A 24,395-nucleotide genomic window follows, 5' to 3' on the forward strand; every position below is an offset into this window, starting at 1 on the left:
TTTGGAAAAGAACTTTATTTTCATTGAAGAAATGTCAATTTTCAAAAAGATATTCTTCTCGGTTTTTCTTGCCCTAGGAATAGTTATACTTTTATCTGGAGGAATCTTTTATGGTTTCATTATCTTGGGAATAGCTGCTAAATTCTTAATGCAGGAAGGTGTTGAATTAGATTTGCATAATTTGAAATATAGAGAACTAATTTCTTGGTATGGAATTAAATTTGGCAAATGGAAAACGCTCCCTGATATTGAATATGTTTCGGTCTTTGAAACTAAAAAAACAAGTAGGTTTAGAGCAGGTGGTGGTAATGCCACTCATGTTTCAGAAGTAATATTTAAACTTAACTTATTTTATCAAAGAAACAAACACATCACTCTACTGGCCTCGGAAAATAAAGACAAAGCCTTGGAAATAGGAAGTAATATTTCCAAAATATTAGGTGTGCAATTAAATAATGCCACAAAGTGATTTTAAGTATTAAAGACAGCTCTGACAAATTTCACTTGTCATTCCGACAGAGCGACCAAAGGAGTGACGAGGAATCTTTTAGATGACTTCTTCTATTAATGAGATTCCTCCTGCGTCGGAATGATAGTTTTTAATAGATAATGACAAATAATTAACAATGCTTCAAATAAAAAACATCTCTTTTGGGTACCATAAAACAACCGTTTTAGAAAACATTAGCTTTACCGTTAATCAAGGTGACGTATTGGCTGTAGTTGGTGAAAGTGGTTCAGGAAAAAGCACCTTACTAAAAATACTATATGGAGCATATGATTTAGAAAAAGGACAACTTTTTTGGAAGGACAAAGAAATTTTAGGTCCTAAATTCAATTTAATTACAGGACCTGATTATATGAAGTTCTTAACTCAAGAATTCGACTTAATGCCCTCCACTACTGTTGAAAAAAACATTGGCGAATTCCTTTCTAATTTTTACTTGAAAGAGAAAAAACGACGTACCGATGAACTGATTAAGGTTGTAGAATTAGAAGACTTTGCAAAAACCAAGGTTCGATTTTTAAGTGGTGGGCAAAAACAACGTGTGGCATTAGCGAAAGCTTTAGCCAATCAACCAGAAGTTTTGCTGTTAGACGAACCCTTTAGTCATATTGATAATTTCAGAAAACGTAGTTTACGAAGAAACCTGTTTGCACATTTAAAAGAAAATAACATCACTGCCATCGTAGCCACCCACGACCAAGAAGATGTACTACCTTATGCAGATACCATGATGGTAATCCATGATGGTAAAAAGGTTGAGATGGATACACCCCAGCGATTATTTAAGAATCCGAAAAATAAACTTACAGCATCCTTTTTTGCTGAATTCAATGAGTTTAAACTTTCAGAACTTACAGATTCAAATAAAAATGACATCATTTTAGTTTACACACATGAACTTAAACTTGCAGAAAATTCAAAATTAAAAGCTGTCGTAAAAAAATCTTATTTTAAGGGAAATCATTTTTTAATTGAAGCGGAATTTAATGAGCGAAATATTTATTTTGAACATGAAAACGAGCTAATTAAAAATGAAAATGTTTATTTAGAAATTCAGGAAAGTATTATCAATAAACGACTATAATATTTTTTTTAATTCTCCTTCTTTTAAGGAAGAGTGGATTTATGTGTGCGATAGCAAACCATAAAGACAAGGTGGTTAAGACTCCTCCGTCCAAAAACGCTATTACAAGCTATTAAAATTCTAACGAGACACCTCTCCTTGAATTAAGGGGAGGAGCTTATTTTAAACAATATATATGAGTAATTATAATGATATAGAAGAATTTCTAAAAGAATTAGAAAATATCAAAGCTCTTCCCACAGAAAGTAAAGAGGATATCGAAACCAATAAATTAGCAGAAAACGGAACTGAATATTTAATGAGTCATAATTGGTGCGATAGTATAGAAGATGGTTGGCTAGCTATATCATGGGGTTATATTTTATGTGTTTTTTTATTTAAAATTAAATCAAGTGTACCTGAAGTAGATGATTATATATGGATTGTTAATGGGGATATTCCAACAGCATATATAGATATTGAAAGTGCTAAATATCCGCCTGAGGTATTACAAAGCTACATTTTCTTGATGAACGATTGGATTGAAGCAGTAGAATTAGGTAATTCTACTGAAGATTGCTACCCCATTGAAGTACCTCCAACAAAAGAGTTTGCGACCAATCTCAAAAGCAGAATAAATTTTATAGAAAAAGAAATTTCAAAGTGGTAATTGAAATCAAGATTGTCAATAGTAATCTTGATTTTCAAAAGTATTAGTTCTCGATACACCACACAAAAAGTGTGGCACTCGAACAGACGAAATGATACGTTTAAATAACCTTTTCAATTACCACATTACCATTAAACTCAAAAGCATCTCCTTCTTTTTTACCCAATAATAATTTTCCAATGGGTGAAGCTACAGAAACCACATAATACGCCTCGTTCTCCATTTTAAATTCACCAGCACTAATCGCTAAAAAGTAATTGTGTTTATTGGTAAGCACCAAACTACCTAGCTTGACAATCTCTGAATTATCGTTTATCAAAACTCTATCCAAAATCATTTTCATTTGGTCGATAACGGCGAGTTGTTGCCCAGCCTTTTCCATTTCTAACTGTAACATAGCTCTACCCGTTTCATGCTTATCACCGGCACTACTTTTGGTTTCAGAATGTAGTGCTTTTTGATTCGACGAAATGATTTCCTTTACCGTATTTTCACGTTTTAAGACATAGCTTTGACAAGCCTCAAATAATTGTTTTTTGATCATATTTAATTTACAAAAGCATAAGCACCATACAACCCATGATGTGAAATAGAAATTGATGTTCTCTCGACAGCTCCTTGCTTAATTGAAGCTGAAAGGCTTAAGTTGCCTTTTTTATATTTAACGAATGGAATTCCATTGTTATTTTTTTCTATTTTCACTTTAATTACTGGAACCTTAAATTGATTTGCAACAGCTAATTTTAGATTTTCATAAGTTGTATTGTGTTGAATGTCATAGGTACCATTTTTAAGTTTGAAAAAACCGGATGTAATTGACTCATCCTTATTTAATGTCGCCAACGTATGAATATTTTCTTTTGATATTGTTGATGATGTATAGTAGGTCATTCCATTAACACAAACGATATTCTGAATATCATTTAGATCACATTCAAATTTCTTAGGTGCAAAAAACCGTGAATTATGTTGACGACTATAAATTTTATAAGCACTTTCTTTCATACTCCACAGTAACCAAACTGTAGTAAAAGAATCCGCTGTATTATTAATAATCAACTGTTCTTTTTTTGTGAATACTTTATCCAAAAAACCATTTCGTTTCCAATTGCTTTGGCTTTTGGCTATATCTAAATCAACTACATCATTACCAATCATTTTTCCGATAATTTAGTTTCTATAATTGCCATAGCTGCTTTTACAGAGAGCATTTTCTCCATGGCTTCATTGTCAATTTCTATATCAAATTCATCCTCTACATCTAAAATAACATCTACCAAATTGGCAGAATTAATTTTTAAATCATTTATAAAATCGGTATCCTCATTTAAATTTTCAAAAGCAACTTCATCTTGAATATAAGGTTTTACAATTTTTTTTAAAGATTCTATAAGTTCGTTTTTTTTCATTTTATTATCGTTAAATTTAAATTTCAAATTTCTTAAAAATGACACACGCATTTACATCTCCAAATCCGAAACTGGCTTTCGCTATCAAATTTAATTCTTTTTGAATGCATTTCTTTGGAATTTTATCCACATCAATAATTTTTACAATTTCAGGATGCACATCATCACAATTGATCGTTGGGACAATAAAACCTTCTTTCAATTGAATTATAGATGCCACACTTTCTATAGCTCCCGCTGCTGCTAAACAATGGCCAATCATCGATTTAGTGGATTGGATATATGGAAAATTAGTACCCGCTCTATTTAATGCCGTAACCCAATTCTCAATTTCATCTGGATCTTTAATGGTTGCGGTTAAATGTCCGTTAATTAAATCGATGTCATTAGCGTCTATATTTGCGTCGTCAATAGCATCTTTAATACATCGTTGGACTGCCTCTGCATTTGGAGCCGTCATTGTACCGCCATTACGCTGTCCGCCAGAATTTACGGCTCCACCTAAAACTTCGCCATATATTATAGCATTCCGTTCTAAGGCACTTTCCAAAGATTCTAACATCAAAGCTCCTGCCCCACTACCTGGCACAAAACCTGAAGCTGCTGCACTCATAGGTCGAGAACCTTGTTCCGGACTATCATTATGCTTATAAGTCATAACACGCATTGCGTCAAAGCCACCCCAAAGGTATGGACCATGGTCACTACAACTGCCAACTAACATTCGTTTCGCTTTTCCATTTTTTATCCGTTCAAACCCCATCAAAATGGCTTCTGTACCTGTTGAACATGCTGATGAATTGGTACTCACTTGATTACCTAGCCCTAACATACCACCAAGATACGCACTAACACCACTCGCCATGGTTTGAGCAACCACTGTACTGCCTAAACGCCGTACCTGTTTATCATCTAGTTTGTAAATAGCTTCTCTAAATTTTTCTACTCCCGAAGTGCCTGTTCCGAAAATGGTTCCACTATCAAAATCCACATTTTCATCGTCCATTGATAACCCGGCATCTTTCCAAGCATCAATTCCTGCTATGCATCCATATAAAATCCCGGAACTATTAAAATTTCGCAATTGCAACTCGGAAAAATATTCTGATTTTTTTTCTTCCGAAATAGTAGGAATTCCACCAATACAACAAGAAAAATTCAAGGCGGATAATTCTTGACGAAACCTAATTCCAGATACCCCATTTTTGATGGCATTGGTAAAATCACTAAGACCTACTCCATTAGGAGCAACAACACCAAGACCAGTTATAACAACACGTTTTTTCATTTTATCATGCCTGAAATAGAGCCTCTACATACCAATTCATTAGAAGCATTTAACATTTTTACTTTACATTTCAATTTATTAAATCTAAAATATTCTTTCTCTGATATCACGGTAACTTTTTCATTAGGATACACGGGAAGGTAAAAATCAACAACCTGAGATGTCAACGCAATTTTAGGTCTATTATCTTCAGAAATATTGTTAGCCATCAAGTGAATTCCTAAACAAACTACACCAATCTGAGCCATAACTTCTGTTAAAATAACACCTGGCGTTATCGGGTTGTCTTTAAAATGACCTTTATAAAAATATTCGTCGCTTTTAAAGGTATAGCTCCCTTCAATTCCATTTTCAGAAACAGCAACGAGCTCTTCAACAAACAAAAAAGGATGCTGGTATGGCAAGTTCGATATAATTTCTTCTGGAGTCATATTTTAGTTTTCATTTAGCATAAAAAGCTCCTGTGCTTTAGCTACATCTATTGTACCATCCGTTATCTTTAAAAAATAGTTCAGTTGCCATTTTTGTGTTCGTATGGCTTGCTTGTTTAGAGCCTCATCCCACGGTGGATAAACTCTAAATCCTCTTTTACCTTCTTTAACTTTAGTAGACACTATTCCTTTTGAAACAAGTACTGACTTCGGAAAAACAAACTGTCCTATTTCATTTTCTTTTACCGTCGAAATAATCACCAAATCAAAATCATCATCAACATGAAACGGAGCTATTGGACCATTAAATACTCTTTTCCACAATGTAACAAATTGCCCCACTTTTGTTGGTGTAATTTTCGCCTTTCTATATAGAACTATTTTTTCATTAATTGTAAATCGGCATGCCCAATACTCCTTACTTTCTTCTTCAAATTCAGGGTTACTAAAATCGAATTTCATAGAAACCAGTTCTTGAATTAAAGAAAGTTGGTTTATTATATTTTTATTCATGAACTCAACTTAAATCTTTATTTACTAGAGAATCTACCATTAAACTTATTTTCAATAAAAATCAAATAATGGGACATATTTAAAATATCATTGTTTCCTTTAATTTCCAAAACAGCATATCTTACCTCATCATTCTCAGATTCAATTCCATTAGCCCAATCAACAATTACATAATCAGGTTGATTTTCTTTTACGGTCTGAATGCTAGTTCCGCTATCTAACGAATCCATCCATTTAATTGTATCATTATAGTAGTTATGACAACTAGTGTTTAATACCATGATAAATAGAAAAATTGAATAACACTTTGATACTCTTTTCATTTTATTTTATTTGATTAAACATTAATCAGACAAACTTTAAAAATAACCACCCCGCCCAAAATATTATTTGTTAAATTTGAACTATCAATTGGGCACCCCTCCTTGAAAAAAGGAGGGGAATTATTACGTTTCTATAATAATAATAGTAATATAATAATAATTTTCAAAAATTTAGAGCTATCCATAGTACACATCCACCTCCTTCGAAGAGTTCTTTCCTTTAAATACTCCATCAACTTAAACGCTCACCACCATCTACCGGAATGATACAACCGTTAATCCACCTTGCTTCGTCTTTACATAATAAGTATACTACGTTAGCGACATCTTCTGGCGTAGTTAAACGCTTAAATGGGCTTCGCAATAAGGTATGCTCTTTTATCTTTTCACTTCCTGGTATTGCTCTTAATGATGCTGTATCTGTAACTCCAGCTTGTATACAATTTGCTTTAATACCAAATGGAGCGAATTCCAATGCTATATTTCTGGTTATGGCTTCTAAAGCCGTTTTCGCTGCAGAAACCGCCGCATAATTTGGCCATGGTTTCGAATTCCCTTCACTGGTAAAACTTATTATTCTACTATCTTCGGCAAATAAATCAACATCAAATAGAGCTTTTGTCCAATCAAATAAACTAAAGGCCATCGCATCTAAGGTTAAGTGAAAATCGTCATTTTTTAAGGTAGGTTTATCATAAGCAACCATTGGTTTTAAATTTCCTTTGGCAACACTATGTACCATCACTTTCAACTTTCCTTTATCACCTAATTTATCGATAATCTTTTCAATAATATCAGTTCTTGATGCTGGTTTAAAAGCATCTTCATTAAAAGAAAGTAACGCTATCCCCTCTTGTTGAATTACCAAAAATTCCTTTTCAATTTGAGGCATTTCTGAACGTCTGTTTCTATGGACAATTATAATATTAAGTCCATGTTTTGCTAATTTTTTAGCCGTTGCTAAGCCTAGGCCACTAGAACCTCCTAAAATCAATGCCCATTCGTTATGTTGAAATTCTTTTACCATTTTAATAAAACTCTTTGTGCTGAAAAACCCGGACCAAAACTCAACATTAATCCAATATCGCCTTTTGGTAATTTTTTATTCATAAACCGTTCTAATACATATAAAACGGTTGCACTAGACATATTTCCATATTGTTTCAATACATCTTTTGTATCATCTATGTTTTTACCTAATGTGCCAAATAACTCTTCAACGGTTTGTACTATTTTTTTTCCTCCAGGGTGAAAAATAAGATGATCTACATCTTCTATCTTTAATTTATTTCTTTCTAAAAACGGATGTACAATAGCAGGAAAATGATTGGCAATTGTTTCCGGCACCGACTTATCTAAAATCATTTGCAGACCTGAATTCCGCAATTTAAAACCCATCATTTTTTCGGCGTCATAAAAATGATACATGGCATCATCTAAAATTTCTGGACCTTCTTCATTTTCATAAGAAGATAAGATAACAGAAGCTGCTCCGTCTCCAAAAATAGCAGCACTCACAATATTAACCATAGAATAATCGTCTAGCTGAAAAGTAGCTGTAGGCGATTCAACTGCAATTACTGCGGCCCGCTTATTTGGATTCGCTTTTAAAAAGTTCTTCGCATAAATAATACCTGAAACTCCTGCGGCACATCCCATTTCGGTTACTGGTAACCGAACAATATCTTGACGCATTTTTAAACGATTAATTAAATAGGCATCTAAAGAAGGAATCATTATGCCCGTGCAACTGACGGTAATTATAAAATCTATATCCTCAGCATTTAATTTCGCTTTATTCAATGATTTTTGCAATGCAGACTCTGCCAATTTGATAGACTCTCTGCTATAAATATCATTCTTTTCTTCAAAGGATGAATTTAAAAAAACTTCATGAGCATCCATAATGGAATAGCGTTTATCTACGCCTGCATTTTCAAACAACTTTATTACTTTTCTTTGAAAACGTTCCTCTTGACCTGTTAACCAAGTTTTTATATATGGTAAAATCTCCTTGGTAGTTCTCGTATATTGTGGTAGTTGTTTTGCAACTGCTGTTATTTTTACACTCATTTATTTTGAATTATCCACTGAAAACGAAAAGCCCATTTCCAACTAATTTCACTTTTAACATTCAATTCATTAGACATTTCCTCCAACTCTTTTCTTTTAAACCCACGTAAAACAGAAGTGAGTCCATCCTGTTTCACCATATGGTTTTTTATAAACAAACCCAATCCTTTAAATAAATAATAGGCCATTTTATGACGGTGCAAATCATTTACAAGAATTCCTAATTTTGCCGTTTTTAGCAGATCTGAAAGCAATGTTATTAATTGCTCTTTTTTAAAATGATGCAAAAACAACGTTGCCAACACTAAATCATATTTTAACAACTTGAATTCTTCAGAAAAAATATCTTGTTGAAGATACATAATTTCAGGATAATCTACAGATAATTTCTGAGCATACTCAATTGCACATGCATTGGCATCGACGCCAATAAGTTTAAAATTAAAATGATTCTTTTTTAGATATCGTGCAACAATTCGTAACATATCACCATTACCACAACCTAAATCAATTATAGTTAGTGGTTTGTGTTTTGGATACTTTTTAAGTACCTTTTTTAAACCATTTAACGTAACACTATTTCCCCCCAACCATTTGTTGATATTGGCTAACTGATCTAAGGTGTTTTCAAGAATAGCACCATCAATAGAAAAATCATCCATAATTTCTATGGCATCAGTTCTGTATTTTGTATTTATAAAAAAGCTCATTCTACGTTAAGGGGTTTACCATGCGTTTGTTTTATAATTTTAGGTAATAAACTTGGAAAGCTTTGCAGACCATATAACATCAATTCAGAAAATGCTTGCATCCTGAATAATTTAGCAATGAAGTGCCCCGTTTTTAATCGTGACTTAAATTCTTCATTCCATTTTTTTTCATAATTTTTTTCTAATACTTGTCTAGACATTTTATTATCCAAAAAATCAATGATCAATTCAGATGCGACCTTAGCTCCATGAATAGCCATACTCATACCATTTCCGCACAATGGGTGAATCATACCCGCTGTATCACCACACATAATGATATGGTTATCAACTGGATTTTTTGATGAAAATGAAACTTGACTTATTGTTAAAGGCTTTTCAAAAACGGAAATAGAATTTTCAAAAATCTCCTTCAAGTGTGTATTTTTATTAAGTACTTTTTGTTGAAAATCATCAATGTTTTTATACTTTTTAAAGGCTTTATAATTCGTAATATAACACAAATTAACGTGATCATTTTCTACTTTTGACACACCGCAATACCCTCCTTTAAAATTGTGAAGTGCTACCAAATCGTCTGGGAAATCACCTTTTACATGTGTTTTTACCGCCAAATAAGGCGAATCATTTTTTATAAAATCTCTTTTTAATTGCACATCAATAGCTGAGCGTTTCCCATAAGCACCGATAACCACTTTAGAAATATATTTCTTTTGAGTCTTTGTGAAAACAGAGAATTCATCGTTTTGAAAGGAAATATCAACAACAGCATCTTTACTAATTGTTACGCCATTTTCAATAGCTTTTTCTGCCAACAACTGATCCAAGGTATATCTACTAATTCCGAAGCCACCTAACGGTAATCTAGTTTCTATTAATTTACTATCTACGGTGCTAATTGCAAACTTTGTAATTTTCTTAGCTCCATACTCATGTGGATTAACTTCCAAAAAACTCAAATAAGGCAAGACCTCATTTGATATGTACTCACCACAGACTTTATGTTTAGGATACTCATTTTTTTCAATGACTGTTACATGAACTCCCTGCTTTGAAAGGTGTATGGCACTAACCAACCCCGCCAATCCTCCACCAACAATGATTACCTCTTTTTTGTGACCCATACCTATTTTTTACCCGTGTAATCTACTTGAATTTTAACGGTATCTGATAGTACCCAACTGCTCGTTCCAACACCATAATCTAATCGGTTTATGGAAAAATTTGATTTTATAGCAATGGAATTTGCTGATTCCGTTATTTCTAATGGAACTACAATTATTTTTGTTGTTTTCCTAATCGTTAAACTTGCAGTTAATAGATATTTATTAGATGCGTTTTTTTCTATTTTTTTTGAACTTAACTTTATGAAAGGAAAATTTTCAGCTTCAAAATAATCCGCTGTGAGCAGGTGTTTATCTCTTTTTATTATATCTGTATCTATTGAAGTCACATTAATTGTTCCTTTGATATAACTATTTTCTAAATCATTTGATTTAAAATTAGTCGCAATTTTCACATCACTAAAAAATCCATCAACATTAAACCCCATGTTTTTTATCTTAAAATCTACCGAAGCTGAATTTTGAGTTAGTTCTTGTGATGATATACTAAACACTGACAAACAAAAAACAATAATTAATTTAAGTTTCATAATTCATAATTTATTCCATTAGTGATGCTAATTCCTTACCTACCAAAAAACCGATAGCAATACCCATTCCGCCGAGTCGAACACCGCAAACCACATGATTACTAATTGGTTTTACTATTGTTTTTTTCTGATTTCCAACCCCCATAATTCCACTCCATCTGTGATCAATTTCTACTTTTTTATTAGGTAAAATTATAGTCGATAAAATTTCTTCCAGCTTATTCTGTATCATTTCAGTTTGTCCGAACGTGGTGGTTTCTTCAGTTTTAAAGTCTAAGTTTCTTCCTCCACCAAGTAAAATTCTATTATTAATGTTTCTAAAGTAAAAATAGCCCTTATCCAGGTGAAAAGTACCTCTAATAGATAAATCTTTAATCGGTTTGGTAATTAGCACTTGTGCTCTTGCGGGCTTAACTTCTAAGTTTAGCAATTGGTTGGCAAAACCGTTTGTAGCAATCAATAATTTATGAGTCGAAAACTCTCCAATATTTGTTTTTACGGTAACACAATTTGCTGCTTCTATGTAACTTTCAACGTTGCAACTATTCAGTATTTTAATTCCCTTCATTTGAATTTTCCGAAGTAGTTCTGACATCATCTTACCCGTATCAATTTGCCCCTCAAACGGATTGAAAGCAAGCTTTTTATTTACTTTTAAAAAATGAAACGCATCATCATTAAAGGAAAAAACCGCTTTTTTAAAAATATCCTGCAAAAGACCATTTACTTTATCTTTATTTGAATAACATTCATCAAAGACATTATTATCATTAAATAATTCATATCCCCCTAATTGCTGATAATCGAGTGCTTTATCACCCACTATTTTTCTCAGTAAGTTTAATCCTTCCCATCGTTTTTGAACCAAATCATAAACTTCTTGTTCTGTATGCGATTTTAAATCGTCAATAATTTCAGACAAACTTCCAAAACAAGTAAAGCCCGCATTTTTCGTACTTGCCCCATAAGGCAACATGCCCCTTTCCAAAATAAGAATAGTTGCTTTTGGATATTTTTCATTCAAAAACAAGGCCGTACTTAAACCGACAATACCACTACCTACAATGGTAAAATCAATATTTGTAAACCATGATTTTATTTCCCAATAACTTAAGTTCATTTTTTAAAGATAAGGTAATTATTAGAATTCCAACCCCCTCCGCCTTCGGCAACTCCCCTTGAAAAAAGGGGTGGAACCAACGGAGCATTACCAATTAAAATTTCTATTTTAGTAAAAATTTTAGATTAAATGGATAAAAACAGATGTGCTTGGTGCGGCAATGACCCCTTATATATGGCATACCATGATGAAGAATGGGGTGTCCCCGTTTATGATGATGCAAAATTATTTGAATTTCTAGTATTGGAAACTTTTCAAGCGGGATTGAGTTGGATCACAATTCTTAAAAAGCGAGAAAATTTCAGAGTAGCATTTGACAATTTTGATTATAAAAAAATAGCCAACTATGGTGAAGATAAATATGAATCTTTACTTCAAGATGCTGGAATTATTAGAAACAAATTAAAAATAAGAGCCACCATTGCTAATGCACAAGCCTATATGGAAATTCAGAAAGAGTTCGGTTCTTTTTCAGATTATATTTGGGAATTTACCAATGGGAAACCCATAAAAAACAAACACAAAAGTATGTCTGATGTCCCTGCAACAACAGAATTATCTGATAAACTATCTAAAGATCTAAAAAAACGCGGATTCAAATTTGTTGGCAGCACCGTTATCTATGCAAACATGCAAGCCACAGGTATGGTGAACGATCATGTTGCAGATTGTTTTAGATATAACGAAGTATAGTTTAGAGAATAGAGAATAGAGAATAGAGAATAGAGAATAGAGAATAGAGAATAGAGAATAGAGAATAGAGAATAGAGAATAGAGAATAGAGAATAGAGAATAGAGAATAGAGAATAGAGAATAGAGAATAGAGAATAGAGAAATTTAAAAAATCTCAAATTAAACGATTCTCTTATAGTAATATTATTAAGATTGCAATCGTATATATTTTAGACTTTCACTTCAATCTCAGTTAAGTCACAGGTTAAAAAACCCATATTAATTCATACAACTTAAGTCCTTATTCAACCTCCAGCACTTCCTTAATTGGAACAAAAATTTCAGTGACTAAATCTGCTGGGTTTGGTGTATTTAAAGGATCATTTATGTACACTTCTAACGAAGGCATTTCTTCTAAAGGAATAAGAGCTTTATCGGTTATGTATTTGTACGTTGCATCCCATGCCTTTTTTGAGTTTTTATAATCTCCTTTCAACACCGTCTTTACCGCACTAAAAGGCTTTAACATTCCTGTTAATATATCACTCCCTTTATCAGTAATTACTTTTTCAGTTACCGGCACTGCACTTGAAAACATAACGGCATCATTTTCTTCGTCAAACTTATGATATAAAGTAAAAGGTGGCCCTGCCATGGTTATATTATTCTTTTTAGCATATTCAGCCACTTTTGGCATCATCATTTCCTTCTTTTGAGTCAATTCCTCAATTTTACACGAAGTCGTATTATACAAGTAATATCCACCACCATGTGTAGTGGTTCCTTTTACCGAAACACTATATTTTTGCATATCTGCATTTACCACACTGTCTAATTTTGAAAGACCAAGTTCATAATCAGGACCAATTTGCTTGTCCATGCCGCCCATAAATGCCATATAGGCCTTAGACATAAAATCTAAATCGCCTTTCATACCCCAAGTGACCTCTGTTCCATTATCAACTTTATTAAATTTCCAATACACATTTGAAGTAGACTCCCAAGGTGTAATAAAAGTAATTTTCTGGCTAATACTATCTTTTTGCACTGACAAGGTTTCCATACTACCTTCTCCAGTAATGTCTCCCTTCCATGAATAAGAAGCTCCAACACCACTTGTTTTATCTCCATAAGTCAATTTTGCTTCTGGATCTTTCCCTAACCAAGGTGACCAGCTAGTCCATGTTTTATATTCATTTACCACATTAAAAACCACTACATCGGGTGCTTGAATAACTTTGGTTCGCTCAACGCTATAACTATTTTCGAGTGTGGCTATATAAATTGATCCTGCTACTACTAATAAAAGTAACAATAAAAATACATACTTTAGAGCTTTCATTCTTTACTATTTGGAGTTAATGACTGATTTAAACGGATTCTTTTCTATAAAAATAGGCCTTTTTAATATAAATGCAAAACAGTCCAATCTCGTTCTATACAAATGTAAGGTTTTATGGCTATTTTGCCTATTTTTGTATAAATATATAAATCTATAGCTGAAATGAAAATCAAATATTTTTTAAACCTACTTTTACTTACTGCTTTTTTCTGGTCATGTGATAAAAAAGACGAAAACAAGAGTGAAGATAATGCTGTTACTGTAGCGAAAGAATTTAAAACTGAAGTTGAACAATTTGCTGATATTAAGATTTTAAGGTATGAAATTCCTGGTTTTGAAGCCCTGACTTTAAAAGAGAAGAAATTGGTGTATTATTTAAGTCAAGCGGGATTGGCAGGTCGTGATATTATGTGGGATCAAAACTATCGCTACAACTTACCAATCAGAAATGCTTTAGAAAACATTTACACGGCATATAAAGGAGATAAATCTACTGAAGATTGGAAAAATTTTGAAGTTTATTTAAAACGGGTCTGGTTTGCTAATGGTATTCATCATCATTATTCAACAACGAAAATGAAGCCTAGTTTTTCAAAAACCTATCTTGAAGGATTATTAAAGGAAACCAACACTGCACTTGACGCTGAAATAATCGATGTATTATTTAATGATAAAGATTCTAAAAAAGTCAATCTATCTAAGGATGCTGATATCGTTTTAGAATCTGCCGTTAATTTTTACGGACCAGATGTAACCACACAAGATGTAGAAAATTATTATGGAGCTATAAAAGTTGATGAAACAAAACCTATCGAAAAAGGATTAAACACTAGATTGGTAAAAGAAAATGGAAAATTAGTTGAACACGTATATAAATCAGGTGGATTATACGGTGCTGCTATTGACGAAATTATTAAATGGTTAACAAAAGCTCAAGAGGTTGCCGAAAATGAAAATCAAGGAAAAGCCTTAGGACTTTTAATTGATTTTTATAAAACAGGTGATATCCATACTTGGGATGAATATGCTATTGCTTGGGTAACATCTACCGAAGGTAATATTGATTGGATTAATGGGTTTATAGAAGTATATAACGACCCTAAAGGTTATAAAGGTTCTTACGAAAGTATTGTACAATTGAAGGATTTTGAAATGTCTAAAAAAATGTCAGTATTATCTAAAAACGCTCAATGGTTTGAGGATAATTCTCCATTAATGGATCAACATAAAAAGAAAAATGTAGTTGGTGTTTCGTATAAAACAGTGAATGTTGCTGCTGAAGCAGGTGACGCTTCACCGAGTACGCCAATAGGTGTTAACTTACCTAATAACAATTGGATTAGACAAGACCATGGTAGTAAATCCGTTTCTTTAGGAAATATTATTGCGGCTTATAACAGTGCTGGTGGTACTGACAGACTTAAAGAATTTGCAAACGATGAAGAAGAAGTTGAATTAGAAGAAAAATATGGTAAACAAGCAGATAAATTACATACTGCATTGCACGAGGTTGTTGGGCATGCTTCTGGGCAAATCAATAAAGGAGTAGGCACTCCAAAAGAAACCTTGAAATCTTATAAATCTACCATTGAAGAGGGCCGTGCAGATTTAGTGGGGCTTTATTATTTATATAATTCTAAAATACAGGAAATAGGCCTTGTTGATAACTGGGAAAATATAGGCAAAGCGGCTTATGATGGTTATATAAGAAACGGATTGCTTACCCAATTGGTAAGACTTAATTTAGGTGATGATGTTGAAGAAGCACATATGAGAAACAGACAATGGGTTTCGGCTTGGGCTTTTGAACAAGGAAAAAAGGACAACATTATTGAAAAAATAGAAAGAGATGGTAAGACCTACTATAACATTAATGATTACGCCAAGTTAAGAGAAATTTTTGGTAAATTATTAAGAGAAACACAACGTATTACTTCTGAAGGCGATTATGAGGCTGCTAAAAACTTAGTAGAAGATTATGGTGTAAAAGTTGACCAAGATATTCATAAAGAAATTTTAGAACGTAATAGCCAGTTTAAATCTGCTCCATATAGTGGCTTTGTAAATCCTATTTTAGTGCCTGTAACCGATAAAGAGGGTGAAATTACAGATGTAAAAGTTACACAGCCTGAAACTTTTGCAGGACAAATGTTAGACTATGCAAAATCTTATGAATTTTTAAAATAACAGAATAAAGATCAAAAAAAATTACTTTATGATTAAAGCTTTATAAATGACAGGTGTTGTAACAAAATCAACGGGGAGTTGGTATTCAGTAAGGGTTGATAATGACACAGTTATTGATTGCCGGATTAAAGGAAAATTCCGTTTAAGCGGTATAAAAAGTACAAATCCCGTTACAGTAGGAGATGTGGTTGATTTCGATATGGAAGCTGATAATGAAAATGGTATTATCAATAAAATTCATAAACGAAAGAATTATATCATAAGAAAATCGGTTAATCTGTCGAAGCAAACACATATTATTGCTGCAAATATTGATCAAGTTTTTTTATTAGTAACCATAGATAATCCACCAACATCTACCTCATTTATAGATCGCTTTTTAGCTACTGCTGAAGCCTACTCAATACCAGCGGTAATTTTATTTAATAAAATTGATTTATACAGTAAAGAGTTGTTGGCTAAAAAACAAGCCATTGAAAAAACGTATAGAGATATTGGTTATGAATGTCTAGATGTATCTGCCACTGAAAAAATAAATATTGATAAGTTAAAAATATTTATGAAAGATAAAGTGAGTATGTTCTCAGGACATTCAGGTGTTGGTAAATCAACCTTAATCAATGCTGTTTTTCCTGAGTTAGATTTAAAAACGGCTAAAATATCATCACAGCATAAACAAGGACAACACACTACTACTTTTGCAGAAATGTTTGTACTTCCTTTTGGTGGATACATTATTGACACTCCTGGAATTAAAGGTTTTGGAGTAGTCGACTTTGAGAAACATGAAATTGGAGATTATTTTCCTGAATTTTTTGCCATAAAACAACATTGTAAATTTAACAACTGCTTGCATCTAAACGAACCTGATTGTGCTATTAAAAAGGCAGTTGAAAATGAAAAAATTGCCGAATCTAGATATGTAAGCTATCTGCAATTATTAGAAGGCGAAAATGAAAATTATCGCATCGACGACTGGAGTTAAAAATTAGTTGATAGTCTTCAGCAACAGTTGGCAGGTTGCTAAATAATAGTGTGCACAATACCATTCAATAGATTGCCACGTAGTGTATAAAATTACCACTAATTGATGGAAATTCGTTTACACTCCTCGCAATGACACTGACTATAAACTAATTATGTTTCACTTCTATTTACCTTTCTACATTTTCCATCTTCCATATTATAAAAAATTTGTGAAAACTTGTGTTATGTCTAGTCTTGCGGATAAATCAATCCTACGTCACATCTAACTTCGTCTAAGATAGAAATCAAATCCATACTGTTTTTATGTGACCAATGTTTACTTTCTATTTGATTGTTATTCAAACAATTATGGCATTCCATAATTTCATACGAAAATCCAATACCTTTTGTGGGCAACTCAAACACTTCTTCTTTCCCGTTTTTAACTAAGGTATAACCTTGAGCCATATGCCATTGGTTATGGATATAAATTTCACCTTCAGAACCACTAATACGAGCAATCATTTTGGCGTTTGACATAAAACCACTGTACAATATGGCTTGTGCATTTTCATAATGAAATATCATTGAAGATTGAACATCGCACTTTGTAGCCTCATTAAAAATAGATTTTGCCAAAATTTCTTTTGGTTTACCCAATAAAGCATAGGTTAAAAAGGCTGGGTATATACCTATATCTAATAATGCTCCACCTCCTAATTTCAAATCAAAAACTCTACTATCTAATGCATGGTTTGATTTAAAAGAAAAATCAGCATTTATGAATTTTATATCGCCAATTTCACCACTATCAATTATTTTTTTTATGGCAACAAATGTTGGGTTAAACCGGGTCCATAAACCTTCCATAAAGAAAAGTCCTTTTTCTTTGGACATGGCTATCATTTTCGCAGCTTCCACCTTATTAATCGCTAAGGGTTTTTCACTTAACACATGTTTGTTATTTTGCATCGCTTTTAAGCTCAATTCACAATGTGAACTGTGCGGCGTGGCTATATAAACAATATCCACCTCTGTATCTGAAAACAATTCTTCGTAATTGTCATAACAATTTTTCGAATGATGCTTTTTTCCGAAATGTTGTGATTTTTCCATACTGCGAGAAGCTACAGCTTGTAGCTCAGCATCCTCAATTAGAGCTAAATCACTAGCAAATTTATTAGCTATGTTTCCGCAACCTATAATGCCCCATTTTATTTTTACTTTATCCATAATCTTTATAAAAGAACAATATTACGAAAAGTATTATTATATTTAAAATTTTAAACCACCCAAAACTACTTATGACAGATTACGGTTTCCTATCCATTTTACCCCCAGTATTAGCCATAATTTTAGCCTTAAAAACCAAACAGGTATATGTATCCTTGGTGTTAGGTATTTGGTTATCATGGCTTATCATGAGCGATTGGAACTTTTTAGAAGGTACTTTGGCTACATTAGAAGGTTTTGTAAATGTTTTTAAATCGGAAGGAAATACCAGAACTATAATGTTTAGTGCCTTAGTCGGTGCTTTATTGCTTTTTATTCAATACTCTCGTGGTGTTGAAGGTTTTGTAAATCAGTTAAATAAACTCATTGTTTATTTTGAAAATAAACAAAGTGGGTATAGCCGCGTAGTAGTTCAATTATTAGCTTTCCTTACGGGAATGGCTCTTTTTGTTGAAACCAGTATTAGTTCGTTAACCGTAGGTACTATTTATCGTCCCGTTTTTGATAAACTTAAAATTCCCCGTGAAAAATTAGCCTATATAGCAGATTCTAGTTCCGCTCCATCCTCAATTTTAATACCCTTTAATGCTTGGGGAGCCTTTATCATGGGCTTATTATTAACTCAAGGAATAGATAACCCCTTCGGCGTATTAATGTCTTCTATAAAGTATAATTTTTACCCAATTATAGCCTTGCTTTTAGTTGTTGTTGTTATAGTCTCAAAGAAAGATTTTGGACCTATGGCTAAAGCTGAAAAACGAACTCGTGATACTGGAAAATTATTGAATGATGGATCTAAACCCATGATATCTGAGGCCGTAACATCATATGAGCCTAAAGAAGGTATCCCTGCTAGAGCTTTTAATATGATTGTTCCTCTGGTTACAATGGTCATTATGATGCCTGTTTGGTTGGCATATACGGGATGGAATAATGTTACAGACGCTACCTCTTGGTGGAATCATTTTGTAACGTCATTAGGTGAAGGCTCAGGGTCTTCCTCTGTACTTTACGCGGTAACTACTTCTATTGTTGTGGGTATGATTTTATACCGCTCGCAAGGCATAATGCGAAGTAGAGAAATGGTAGACCTCATTTTAAAAGGAATTAGTGAATTAATGCCTTTAGCGTTGCTAATGTTATTGGCCTTTGCCATTGGAGATGCCTGTAAGGCACTAGGCACAGGACAGTTTGTTGCCAATTGGTCTAAAGACTGGTTGTCACCTGAATTTTTACCTGCCATTGTTTTTATAATAAGTTCTTTTATAGCTTTTTCCACAGGAACCTCTTGGGGTACCTTTGCCATAATGTTAGCCATTTCAATACCCATGGCAAATTTACACGGGTCGGATGTTACCTTAGTCGTTGCTGCAACATTAGGTGGCGGTATTTTTGGTGATCACTGCTCCCCTATTTCAGACACCTCCATAATTTCCTCCATGGCATCGGCCAGTGACCATATTGACCACGTTCGGACACAATTACCATACGCATTAGTTGGCGGTATAATTACGGTGATTTTATATTTGATTTTAGGATTTACAATGTAAAAAAGGTAAGCGGTACAAGGTTGGAAATCCGAGATGAAAAAAGATGGTAGAACGAAGTCCCTTTTAGCCTATCACCTTTTGATATAAATTATAAATACCCAACGGTAGTTGTTTTTCCCCAACCAATATAAACCCAAGGTTTTCGTAGTATGTACATAGCTTTGTATTTGTGGCATCGCAATCTAATCTTAAATACTCAAAATTGTTCTTTTTCGCATTTTCTTCAATCAATAGAATGACTTGTTTCCCCAAATTATTACCAGAAAAGGCCTTATCAATAACCAATGAGTGTATATATTTTGACTTATCATTCATTGCACCCCAATAGCTCAAATCTTCTTCTAAAATCCGCACCATTCCCATAACTGCATTATTCTCATTTTTAATAAAGTAGCATTCCTTGTTTAAAAAACCCTCCTTCACCCATTTAATTTTCTCAACAGGAGGATCTTGCCAATACTTCCATTGGTTTATTTTTTTAGCTTCCAATGTTTTAGATGCCAATTTCAATAAATCGAAGGCTGTTTGTATGTCATCTGGATGGGCTTGCTTGAGCTTAAAGGTCATATTTCATTATTGATTTTAATACTACATGATATCTACGTGTTGTATTTTTTTAATTTAAATCATTCTAATTTCAACAATCTTAGTCTCTTTTTTTAAACTTTCCTTTTTTACGGAAACCCACTCATCAGATATCTTAGGTTTCTCAATACGTTCATCATTATCTAGAATACATTGAATTGCCAATTCATTAGTTTTAACATAATACAAATCACTAAAATTATTATACAAAATTTCATAATCTGGATATACTTCTGAAAAAGCTTCAATAGTGGCACCAACGCCTATCCCTTCTTTTGTTTTATATTTTTCAGAAATCACAATAATCTCACCAATAATTTTTGTGTACTCTCCTTTTTCATCTTCATATTTTGGTTTTAAGTGTACTAAAATAGGTCCTTTTCCATTAACAATATAAGTAATGTCTTCTGACATAGTTGAACCATCTTCGTTCATTTTTGACATCGTTTTTTTGTTAATCATATAATAATCATATCCACCTACATCTGGAATTCTATCACCAATTTTGAACTCTCCAACTGCGTTATTCGAAATCAAATAGATTTTGTCTTTTGGCGTTACCGCATCAACTTCACTGATTTCTTTTGAGATTTCATTTTTCTCACCTGCTGCCTTGTTTTTCTTGGTATTGCTATTCGAATTACACCCTACTATTAAAAAAGTGAGTACCCCTACTATTAAAAAATAGAACTTCATGTTGCTTTATTTATTTTTAAATTAAGCTACAAAAATAGAATTAGTTGCGAATAACAATACAAATATTCTACAAAATGATGACTTTAAGAAGCTACGATACGCTATCTTTTTATAATTAAAACCTACCTTTGCAGGATTAAAACTAAGAAGACAATGCATAAAGCAGGATTTGTAAATATAATCGGTAACCCAAACGTAGGTAAATCTACACTAATGAACGCCTTTGTAGGTGAACGTTTATCTATCATTACCTCAAAAGCTCAAACTACACGACATCGTATTTTGGGTATCGTTAATGGTGAAGATTTTCAGATACTATTTTCTGATACACCAGGTATTATAAAACCTGCCTATGAACTACAAGCATCAATGATGGACTTTGTCAAATCTGCTTTTGAAGATGCAGATGTGCTTATCTATATGGTTGAAATTGGTGAAAAAGATTTAAAAGACGAAGCCTTTTTCGAAAAGATTACCAATGCCAAAATTCCCGTTTTGTTATTGATTAATAAAATTGATACATCAAAACAGGAAATCTTGGAAGATCAAATGGTGTATTGGCAAGAAAAAGTACCTAATGCCAGAGTTGTTCCTATTTCGGCATTACAGAATTTTAATATTAAGAGCGTGCTCGAAAATATTATAGAACTGTTACCTGAATCTCCAGCATTTTATCCTAAAGATCAGTTAACGGACAAGCCTGAACGCTTTTTTGTAAATGAAGCCATTAGAGAAAAAATATTAGTGCATTACAAAAAGGAGATTCCTTATGCTGTAGAAATTGATACAGAAGAATTTGTTGAAGAACCTAATATTATTAAAATCCGTTCTATTATTATGGTTGAGCGTGAGTCTCAAAAAGGAATTATTATAGGCCATAAAGGTGCTGGATTAAAACGTGTAGGCACGGAAGCCCGTCGTGATTTAGAAAAATTCTTTGATAAAAAAGTATATTTAGAACTCTATGTTAAGGTAAACAAAGACTGGCGTTCCAATAAAAATCAGTTGAAAAGGTTTGGATATAAGGAGTAGGTTAAAACGTCCTGTTATAAAAAAATAAATGAAAATTCGAACTAAAAAAATAATTATTAGTTCCAATCTCCTTAAGATTTAAAAAAGTATTGACTCCCAAATTTTCAATTTGGCAGAAATTAAATAATAACTTTAATGTTAACCTTTTAAAAAACAAATCATAAAAGAAGTACTTAAAACCTTTTATGATGAAAAATTTAAATTATGTATGGGTAGCACTCGTTACTTTTTTACTCTTTAGTTGTGATACCGAATTAGCGGAAATAGATAATGATGCACCAGAAGTATCAATACACATTTCAGGGCCAGGTGTTGATCTAACCTTAGACAATGACATGGTTACGGCTGATGTAGAAATTAACTTATTACACAATTCGGTATATACGTTTACCATTTCGGCAAATGATGGTGGCACAGGCGGTTTAGAACGGTTTCTTTACCAAACCGATTATCGCAATTTTGAAAGAATTTCTGACATACCAAACAACTTCACCGCCACAACTGTTGATAACCCTGGGAATGATCTAGATTTTATACAATACGATTGGTTAGGAGATAGGTCAAATCCAAAAAGTGGAATGATTGGAGGTGGAACGTATAAAACACTTCCATTACCACCAACACATGGGTTACCATCAAGTTCTTTTATTGTAGGTGAAGCAATGGATTTTAGAAATAGCGGTGGGGTAAACAACCAAACTAGAAAGTATTTTAACCTTACCATTGTTAGAGAAAACCCCGGTGTTGTTCAATTATAAAACCAGTAAAAACCACTGTCTATTTAAGACAACTGTGAAATCATTTTAATAGGCTTCCCATTGTATATTTCTTTGGAGCAACACCTAAATAGTTATCCCCATAATTTCTGACATACAAGTGAAATTGTTAAATCTTAGTAAAGATTTAACAATTTCACTTTATATAAAATGCTCAAATACAATACCTTGCACTCATTATTTTTATTAAAAATTAATGATCAAGAACAGCATACCACTTTTTATTGTAACACTTTTGCTGAGTATAAGCGTCAGTTGTAACAAGCAGAAAATAACAAATACCACAGAAAAGGTAGCTGTAGACGTACTTCAAACTGAAATACCTGTCTACGACTTTAACCAATTAGAACCACTACTCTATACCGAGAGTGATAAAATTTATATCGTAAACTTTTGGGCCATGTGGTGTGCTCCGTGTGTTAAAGAATTGCCTTATTTACAAGAGTTTGCTACTCAAAACCCAGAAATAGAATTGATTTTGGTAAGTCTCGATTTTACAAAAGATATAGAAACGAAACTGAAACCCTTTTTAAAGAAAAATAATATTACTGAAAAGGTGGTTTTATTAGATGATCCTGATGCCAATGCATGGATAGATAAAATAGACCCCAATTGGTCAGGTGCCATTCCATTTACCATAATTTTTAACAATAAAAAACGTCTATTTTTTGAACGTGCTTTCGAAGATTTGAAAGATTTAGAAAATGAAATTAATAAAATACGTAACCACTAATAATAAATTTTAAAAATGAAAAAAATCAATTTACTAATAGCATTTGTCTTTATAACGGCAAGTATCATTTCATGTAAAGATAAACCTGCAAACGATAAAGACGTTGCAACCACAGAGCAACATGAAGGCCCTGGTGATCACCCTCCAAAAGGAGAAGGTCATCCACCAAGAGGAGACGGTGATAGAAAGGGACCTCCAAAAGGCGGACTTCCTGAGCAAACAAAAACCCTTGAAGAAATTGGAGGCTATAAAATAGGTGATGTAGCTACTGATTTTAATCTCAAAAATGTGGATGGCAATATGGTTTCTTTAGCGGGTATAAAAGATGCGAAAGGCTACATTGTGACGTTTACGTGCAATGGATGTCCTTTTTCTGTACTTTATGAAGATCGTTTAATTGAATTACATAACAAGTACGCGAGTCAAGGCTATTCAGTCATTGCTATTAATCCGAATACGGCATCAGGTGGTGAAAACGAAAGTTACGAAGCCATGCAAAAACGTGCGAAGGAAAAAGGATTCCCTTTTGCATATCTCGTTGACGAAGGTCAAAAAGTAGCACCTCAATATGGTGCGGTAAGAACACCTCATGTATTTTTACTAGATAAAGATAGAAAAGTACAATATATTGGTACCATTGATGACAATTCAAGAGCTCCAGAAAACGTAAAAGTAAAATACGTTGAAGATGCTATTAAAGCATTAGAAAATGGAGAAAAACCAAACCCTAATTTTACAAAGGCGATTGGTTGTCCTGTTAAACCTCATAAAGCTTAATTTAATATTCAGATTCTTTCTGACTATAACAAAAAAGAGATAAAAAATAGACAATTATTTTTTACCTCTTTTTTTATGTTAACA

At 32.9% G+C, this 24,395-nt stretch carries 28 protein-coding genes; 11 read left to right on the forward strand and 17 right to left on the reverse strand.

Annotated features, from left to right (window positions below):
- Window position 1 precedes the first annotated feature (1 nt).
- From JBL43_RS04255 to JBL43_RS04265, 3 genes are all read left to right on the forward strand, one after another.
- Complete coding sequence (locus JBL43_RS04255) at window positions 2–469, forward strand: hypothetical protein (protein WP_198840232.1); 468 nt, start codon at window positions 2–4, stop codon at window positions 467–469.
- Between the two features lie 157 nt (window positions 470–626).
- A complete protein-coding gene (locus JBL43_RS04260) occupies window positions 627–1,592 on the forward strand; it encodes an ABC transporter ATP-binding protein (protein WP_198840233.1) in 966 nt (321 codons plus the stop codon).
- A gap of 175 nt (window positions 1,593–1,767) precedes the next feature.
- Window positions 1,768–2,241 carry a hypothetical protein gene (locus tag JBL43_RS04265; protein WP_198840234.1) on the forward strand — a complete coding sequence of 158 codons (474 nt, stop codon included), beginning with the start codon at window positions 1,768–1,770 and terminating at the stop codon, window positions 2,239–2,241.
- Window positions 2,242–2,341: 100 nt separating this feature from the next.
- Here JBL43_RS04265 and JBL43_RS04270 read toward each other — a convergent pair whose 3' ends face one another.
- From JBL43_RS04270 to JBL43_RS04330, 13 genes are all read right to left on the reverse strand, one after another.
- Window positions 2,342–2,785, reverse strand: a complete 444-nt coding sequence (locus tag JBL43_RS04270; RefSeq protein ID WP_198840235.1) for a GreA/GreB family elongation factor — start codon at window positions 2,783–2,785, stop codon at window positions 2,342–2,344.
- Window positions 2,786–2,787: 2 nt separating this feature from the next.
- Window positions 2,788–3,399 (reverse strand): 4'-phosphopantetheinyl transferase family protein, encoded by a 612-nt coding sequence (locus JBL43_RS04275; RefSeq protein ID WP_198840236.1) that lies wholly within the window; start codon window positions 3,397–3,399, stop codon window positions 2,788–2,790.
- On the reverse strand, window positions 3,396–3,650 hold the full coding sequence (locus JBL43_RS04280) for an acyl carrier protein (RefSeq protein ID WP_198840237.1): 255 nt from the start codon (window positions 3,648–3,650) through the stop codon (window positions 3,396–3,398). Before JBL43_RS04280 ends, JBL43_RS04275 begins: the two co-directional genes overlap by 4 nt.
- A gap of 16 nt (window positions 3,651–3,666) precedes the next feature.
- On the reverse strand, window positions 3,667–4,938 hold the full coding sequence (locus JBL43_RS04285) for a beta-ketoacyl-[acyl-carrier-protein] synthase family protein (protein ID WP_198840238.1): 1,272 nt from the start codon (window positions 4,936–4,938) through the stop codon (window positions 3,667–3,669).
- Window positions 4,935–5,369 carry a 3-hydroxyacyl-ACP dehydratase FabZ family protein gene (locus JBL43_RS04290; RefSeq protein ID WP_198840239.1) on the reverse strand — a complete coding sequence of 145 codons (435 nt, stop codon included), beginning with the start codon at window positions 5,367–5,369 and terminating at the stop codon, window positions 4,935–4,937. The genes JBL43_RS04285 and JBL43_RS04290 overlap by 4 nt, the downstream gene beginning before the upstream one ends.
- A gap of 3 nt (window positions 5,370–5,372) precedes the next feature.
- Window positions 5,373–5,882 (reverse strand): MepB family protein, encoded by a 510-nt coding sequence (locus JBL43_RS04295; RefSeq protein WP_198840240.1) that lies wholly within the window; start codon window positions 5,880–5,882, stop codon window positions 5,373–5,375.
- A gap of 17 nt (window positions 5,883–5,899) precedes the next feature.
- Window positions 5,900–6,205: a hypothetical protein gene (locus tag JBL43_RS04300; RefSeq protein ID WP_198840241.1), complete on the reverse strand. Its 306-nt coding sequence runs from the start codon at window positions 6,203–6,205 to the stop codon at window positions 5,900–5,902.
- 232 nt (window positions 6,206–6,437) lie between these two features.
- Complete coding sequence (locus JBL43_RS04305) at window positions 6,438–7,232, reverse strand: enoyl-ACP reductase FabI (protein WP_198840242.1); 795 nt, start codon at window positions 7,230–7,232, stop codon at window positions 6,438–6,440.
- Window positions 7,226–8,278: a type III polyketide synthase gene (locus JBL43_RS04310; protein WP_198840243.1), complete on the reverse strand. Its 1,053-nt coding sequence runs from the start codon at window positions 8,276–8,278 to the stop codon at window positions 7,226–7,228. The genes JBL43_RS04305 and JBL43_RS04310 overlap by 7 nt, the downstream gene beginning before the upstream one ends.
- On the reverse strand, window positions 8,275–8,988 hold the full coding sequence (locus JBL43_RS04315; RefSeq protein ID WP_198840244.1) for a methyltransferase domain-containing protein: 714 nt from the start codon (window positions 8,986–8,988) through the stop codon (window positions 8,275–8,277). The genes JBL43_RS04310 and JBL43_RS04315 overlap by 4 nt, the downstream gene beginning before the upstream one ends.
- Window positions 8,985–10,112 carry an NAD(P)/FAD-dependent oxidoreductase gene (locus tag JBL43_RS04320; RefSeq protein ID WP_198840245.1) on the reverse strand — a complete coding sequence of 376 codons (1,128 nt, stop codon included), beginning with the start codon at window positions 10,110–10,112 and terminating at the stop codon, window positions 8,985–8,987. The genes JBL43_RS04315 and JBL43_RS04320 overlap by 4 nt, the downstream gene beginning before the upstream one ends.
- Window positions 10,113–10,114: 2 nt before the next feature.
- The gene (locus tag JBL43_RS04325) at window positions 10,115–10,642 is read right to left on the reverse strand and encodes a YceI family protein (RefSeq protein WP_198840246.1); all 528 of its coding nucleotides are present in this window, start codon (window positions 10,640–10,642) and stop codon (window positions 10,115–10,117) included.
- A gap of 10 nt (window positions 10,643–10,652) precedes the next feature.
- Entirely contained in the window at window positions 10,653–11,762 is a 1,110-nt protein-coding gene (locus tag JBL43_RS04330) for an NAD(P)/FAD-dependent oxidoreductase (RefSeq protein ID WP_198840247.1), read from the reverse strand.
- 129 nt (window positions 11,763–11,891) lie between these two features.
- Here JBL43_RS04330 and JBL43_RS04335 point away from each other — a divergent pair, with 129 nt between their 5' ends.
- On the forward strand, window positions 11,892–12,455 hold the full coding sequence (locus JBL43_RS04335; RefSeq protein ID WP_198840248.1) for a DNA-3-methyladenine glycosylase I: 564 nt from the start codon (window positions 11,892–11,894) through the stop codon (window positions 12,453–12,455).
- A 280-nt stretch (window positions 12,456–12,735) separates the two neighbouring features.
- On the opposite strand, the gene JBL43_RS04340 is transcribed toward JBL43_RS04335, so the two are convergent.
- Window positions 12,736–13,776, reverse strand: a complete 1,041-nt coding sequence (locus JBL43_RS04340; protein WP_198840249.1) for an SRPBCC family protein — start codon at window positions 13,774–13,776, stop codon at window positions 12,736–12,738.
- 162 nt (window positions 13,777–13,938) lie between these two features.
- Between JBL43_RS04340 and JBL43_RS04345 the strand changes: the two genes are divergently transcribed.
- A complete protein-coding gene (locus tag JBL43_RS04345; RefSeq protein WP_198840250.1) occupies window positions 13,939–15,963 on the forward strand; it encodes a dipeptidyl-peptidase 3 family protein in 2,025 nt (674 codons plus the stop codon).
- Window positions 15,964–16,009: 46 nt separating this feature from the next.
- Entirely contained in the window at window positions 16,010–16,948 is a 939-nt protein-coding gene (gene rsgA / locus JBL43_RS04350) for a ribosome small subunit-dependent GTPase A (RefSeq protein ID WP_198840251.1), read from the forward strand.
- Between the two features lie 230 nt (window positions 16,949–17,178).
- Here rsgA and JBL43_RS04355 read toward each other — a convergent pair whose 3' ends face one another.
- The gene (locus JBL43_RS04355; protein WP_198840252.1) at window positions 17,179–18,162 is read right to left on the reverse strand and encodes a Gfo/Idh/MocA family protein; all 984 of its coding nucleotides are present in this window, start codon (window positions 18,160–18,162) and stop codon (window positions 17,179–17,181) included.
- Window positions 18,163–18,233: 71 nt separating this feature from the next.
- Between JBL43_RS04355 and JBL43_RS04360 the strand changes: the two genes are divergently transcribed.
- The gene (locus JBL43_RS04360; RefSeq protein WP_198840253.1) at window positions 18,234–19,712 is read left to right on the forward strand and encodes a Na+/H+ antiporter NhaC family protein; all 1,479 of its coding nucleotides are present in this window, start codon (window positions 18,234–18,236) and stop codon (window positions 19,710–19,712) included.
- A 63-nt stretch (window positions 19,713–19,775) separates the two neighbouring features.
- Here the strand turns inward: JBL43_RS04360 and JBL43_RS04365 are convergent, their stop codons facing one another.
- Together JBL43_RS04365 and JBL43_RS04370 are read right to left on the reverse strand one after the other, a co-directional pair.
- Window positions 19,776–20,279 (reverse strand): GNAT family N-acetyltransferase, encoded by a 504-nt coding sequence (locus JBL43_RS04365; RefSeq protein ID WP_198840254.1) that lies wholly within the window; start codon window positions 20,277–20,279, stop codon window positions 19,776–19,778.
- A 54-nt stretch (window positions 20,280–20,333) separates the two neighbouring features.
- On the reverse strand, window positions 20,334–20,993 hold the full coding sequence (locus tag JBL43_RS04370) for a hypothetical protein (RefSeq protein ID WP_198840255.1): 660 nt from the start codon (window positions 20,991–20,993) through the stop codon (window positions 20,334–20,336).
- Window positions 20,994–21,146: 153 nt separating this feature from the next.
- On the opposite strand from JBL43_RS04370, the gene era reads away from it, so the two are divergent.
- From era to JBL43_RS04390, 4 genes are all read left to right on the forward strand, one after another.
- On the forward strand, window positions 21,147–22,025 hold the full coding sequence (gene era, locus JBL43_RS04375; protein WP_198840256.1) for a GTPase Era: 879 nt from the start codon (window positions 21,147–21,149) through the stop codon (window positions 22,023–22,025).
- Between the two features lie 185 nt (window positions 22,026–22,210).
- Window positions 22,211–22,783 (forward strand): hypothetical protein, encoded by a 573-nt coding sequence (locus JBL43_RS04380; protein WP_198840257.1) that lies wholly within the window; start codon window positions 22,211–22,213, stop codon window positions 22,781–22,783.
- 214 nt (window positions 22,784–22,997) lie between these two features.
- On the forward strand, window positions 22,998–23,534 hold the full coding sequence (locus JBL43_RS04385) for a TlpA family protein disulfide reductase (RefSeq protein ID WP_198840258.1): 537 nt from the start codon (window positions 22,998–23,000) through the stop codon (window positions 23,532–23,534).
- A gap of 15 nt (window positions 23,535–23,549) precedes the next feature.
- Window positions 23,550–24,311: a thioredoxin family protein gene (locus JBL43_RS04390; protein ID WP_198840259.1), complete on the forward strand. Its 762-nt coding sequence runs from the start codon at window positions 23,550–23,552 to the stop codon at window positions 24,309–24,311.
- Window positions 24,312–24,395 lie beyond the last annotated feature (84 nt).

The organism is Aureibaculum flavum (assembly GCF_016406085.1).
GTDB lineage: Bacteria > Bacteroidota > Bacteroidia > Flavobacteriales > Flavobacteriaceae > Aureibaculum > Aureibaculum flavum.